General features: G+C 66.2%; 4 protein-coding genes. 1 reads left to right on the forward strand and 3 read right to left on the reverse strand.

Annotated features, from left to right (window positions below; genetic code table 11):
• The coding region (locus AC1D1G_RS43075) for a TetR/AcrR family transcriptional regulator (protein WP_477956693.1) at positions 1-593 on the reverse strand (593 nt) is incomplete at its 3' end.
• Between the two features lie 69 nt (positions 594-662).
• On the opposite strand from AC1D1G_RS43075, the gene AC1D1G_RS43080 reads away from it, so the two are divergent.
• A complete protein-coding gene (locus tag AC1D1G_RS43080) occupies positions 663-1,610 on the forward strand; it encodes a DMT family transporter (RefSeq protein ID WP_477956694.1) in 948 nt (315 codons plus the stop codon).
• 2 nt (positions 1,611-1,612) lie between these two features.
• On the opposite strand, the gene qcrB is transcribed toward AC1D1G_RS43080, so the two are convergent.
• Both qcrB and AC1D1G_RS43090 read right to left on the reverse strand, forming a co-directional pair.
• Positions 1,613-3,262, reverse strand: a complete 1,650-nt coding sequence (gene qcrB / locus AC1D1G_RS43085; RefSeq protein ID WP_105413747.1) for a cytochrome bc1 complex cytochrome b subunit — start codon at positions 3,260-3,262, stop codon at positions 1,613-1,615.
• A gap of 29 nt (positions 3,263-3,291) precedes the next feature.
• A partial coding sequence (locus tag AC1D1G_RS43090; RefSeq protein WP_477956695.1) for a QcrA and Rieske domain-containing protein occupies positions 3,292-3,626 on the reverse strand: 335 nt, incomplete at its 5' end.

A 3,626-nucleotide genomic window follows, 5' to 3' on the forward strand; every position in this document is an offset into this window, starting at 1 on the left:
GGGCCTGCCGCCGCGGCGAGGAGCGCCGACGCCTGATCGGATGCGAGTCGCACCGCCTCGGGGAACACCTGCAGCCCGTGTGAGACCAGTGCCCCTTCGTGGAGCAGCATGACGGTGCGTGCGAGTGTCTCCGGGTCGCGCACCGACGCGTCCCGGCACACGCCGGTGAACAGGTCGAGCATCCACCGCTTCTGGCCGACGATGACGGCGTACGCCGGATGTGCCGGGTCGCTGATCTCCGCGTGCGCGTTGACCATGCTGCACCCCTTCGCGCTGTTCTCCGCGGTCCACTCCCGGGATGCGTCGAAGATCGCCGTCAGGCGCCGTCCGGGGGAGTCGCCGGCGGTGTCGAGATGGCCGGCGAGAAACGCCCGCCACCGTTCGTCCCGGTCGGCGAGGTACTCGACGACGATCTGTTCCTTCGAACCGAAACGGTCGTAGAGCGTCTTCTTCGTGACACCGGCCTCGGTGGCGATGAGATCCACGCCGACCGCGTGGATTCCCCGCTCGTAGAAGAGGCGGCCGGCCGCGTCCAGCGCCCGCCTCGCTCCCGGTGTCAGCACCACGCGTCGCGGTGACGGCACAGATTCCATGACAAAAGTATACAGATCGGTATAAATTGAAGAGGTATACCGATCTGTTTACTTAGGTGGTGGTCAAACGTGAATGCGCTTCTCGCCKTGATGTTCGTCCTGTGCTGGAGCTCCGGCTTTATCGGGGCCAAACTCGGCGCCGGGGACGCGGCCCCTCTGACCGTACTGACCTGGCGGTTCCTGCCGCTCGCCGTCGCACTGGCCCTGGCGGCCGCCCTGTTCGGACGCGCACGGTGGCGGGGACTCGGGTCCCGTGCGCTCGGCCGTCAGGTGACGGTCGGCGCGCTGTCGCAGACCGGATATCTGCTGACCGTCTACCAGGCGATCGGACTCGGCGTCTCGACCGGCACCACGGCACTGATCGACGGCACCCAGCCCCTGGTCGTCGCCGTGCTGGCCGGCCCGCTGCTGGGTCAGTACGTCGCGCCCCGGCAGTGGTGGGGGCTGCTGCTCGGACTGGCGGGGGTCGTGATCGTCACCGCAGGCGACGCCACCGCTGCGTCCGGCGTGTCGTGGTGGGCGTATCTCGTGCCGTTCGCCGGGATGCTGTCGCTGGTGGCCGCGACCTTCCTGGAGAGTCGCTCACCTACCGACACCGACCCCGTCGTGTCCATGACCGTGCACTGCGCGACCAGTGCCGTGCTCTTCACCGCCCTCGCCGCGTGCGCCGGACAGGTGTCGCCACCGCCGACGGCATCGTTCTGGTGGTCGGTGGCCTGGCTGATCGGCCTGTCCACGTTCGGCGGCTACGGCCTGTACTGGCTCGTGCTGCGTAGGAGTGGAGTCACCCGGGTCAATGCCCTGATGTTCCTGATGGCACCGGTGACGGCCATCTGGGGGACCGTGTTGTTCGGCGAGCCGTTCGGAATCCTCACCGCACTCGGTCTACTTCTGGGACTCGGGGCGGTCGCGCTCGTGTTCCGCGCACAGCCGCGGGGGAGGGGAGCGGGCACGCCCACAGACGAGCAGAGCCCCGAACCGGACGTGGTTCGGGGCTCTGCTCGGTTGCGGAGGTGAGGCTAGTGGGCCTCGCCGTTGCCGGACGATCCGTTGCCGGAAGCCGACGAACCGTTGCCGTGGGCGCGGTCCTGGTACTCCCGCAGCATCGTGAGCTGCTCGTGCTCGCCGTGGTGCAGGGCGTGCTCGAGAGCCAGGCTCTCCTCGACCGGGTCGGCCGTGACGAGGCTGCCGGAACCGGGCTTGCCGGCGGAACCGAGCTTGTTCATCTTCTTCGGGACGGTCGCACCCTGGTACTCGAGCGGGATCGGATGACCGTGGCCGTCGACCGGGCCGAGCGGCTGGTGGATCTCGATGTACTGACCGTTCGGCATCCGCTTGATGATGCCGGTCTCGATGCCGTGCTCGAGAACCTCACGGTCGCTGCGCTGGAGACCCAGGCAGAACCGGTAGGCCACGAAGAAGGCGATCGGAGGCAGCAACACCATGCCGATGCGGCCGATCCACGTCATCGCGTTCAACGAGATGCTCAGGTGGTACGCGATGATGTCGTTGATGCAGGAGATCGTCAGGACGGCGTAGAACGCAATCGCCATCGCACCGATCGCGGTACGCACCGGAACGTCACGCGGACGCTGCAGCAGGTTGTGGTGAGCGTCGTCCTTGGTCAGACGCTTCTCGATCCACGGGTAGGCGATCAGCACCGTGAACACCAGACCCATGATCAACGCCACGGCGAACACCGACGGAATGGTGTAGCGGTCGAACAGGTAGATGTCCCACGCCGGCCACAGGCGGGCCAGGCCGTCCGTCCACATCATGTAGATGTCGGGCTGCGAACCTGCCGACACCTGCGACGGGTTGTAGGGGCCGATGGTCCAGACCGGGTTGATCTGCAGCACGCCACCCATCACGGCGAGCACACCGAACGTGATCGCGAAGAACGCACCCGACTTGACGGCGAACACCGGGAGGATGCGCACACCCACGACGTTGTTCTCCGTGCGGCCGGGGCCGGGGAACTGCGTGTGCTTCTGGTACCAGACGAGCGCGAGGTGACCGGCGATCAGGGCGAGGATGATGCCCGGGAACAGCAGGACGTGCGCGACGTACAGGCGGGGGATGATCAGGTCGCCGGGGAAGTCGCCGCCGAAGATCAGCCAGTGCATCCAGGTGCCCGCGATCGGGATGCTTAGCGTGATGCCGGAGAACGCGGCGCGCAGGCCCGTGCCGGACAGCAGGTCGTCGGGGATCGTGTAGCCGAAGAATCCCTCGAACATCGCCAGGATCAGCAGCAGGCAGCCGATGACCCAGTTGGCCTCACGCGGACGCCGGAAGGCGCCGGTGAAGAAGATGCGCATCAGGTGCACGACGATCGACGCCGCGAACATCAGCGCTGCCCAGTGGTGGATCTGACGGACGAACAGACCGCCGCGAACCTCGAACGAGATGTTCAGCGTGGTCTCGTACGCGCGGGACATCGTGACGCCGCGCAGCGGCTCGTACGCACCGTTGTAGACGACGTGCGCCATCGACGGGTCGAAGAACAGGGTCAGGTAGACACCGGAGATCAGCAGGATGACGAAGCTGTACAGCGCGATCTCGCCGAGCAGGAACGACCAGTGGGTGGGGAAGACCTTGTTGATCTGCCGCCGCATTCCCGCTGCGAGGTGGTAGCGCGAGTCCATCGCTTCGGCCTGGCCGGTGGCCATCGCGCTCAGTTTGGACGGTTTGTTGTCGGTCACGGTCGACGCTCCCAAAATGCCGGGCCGAGAGCTTCGATGTAGTCACCCGTTGTGACTAGGAAACCCTCTTCGTTCACTGTAATAGGCAACTGCGGAAGTGCACGAGCGGCCGGACCGAAAATCGGCTTTCCGTAGGTCAGCGCGTCGAACTGCGACTGGTGGCACGGGCAGAGGATTCGGTTGGTCTGCTGTTCGTACAGGGAGGTGGGGCAGCCGAGGTGGGTGCAGATCTTCGAGAAGGCGAAGTAGTCGCCGTAGTTGAAGCTCTCCTGGCCCTTGCGCTTGGTGACCCGCGCCGTGTCCTCCGTGCGGAGGCGGATGAGCATGGTCG

Source organism: Rhodococcus sp. P3_B8, assembly GCF_056402775.1.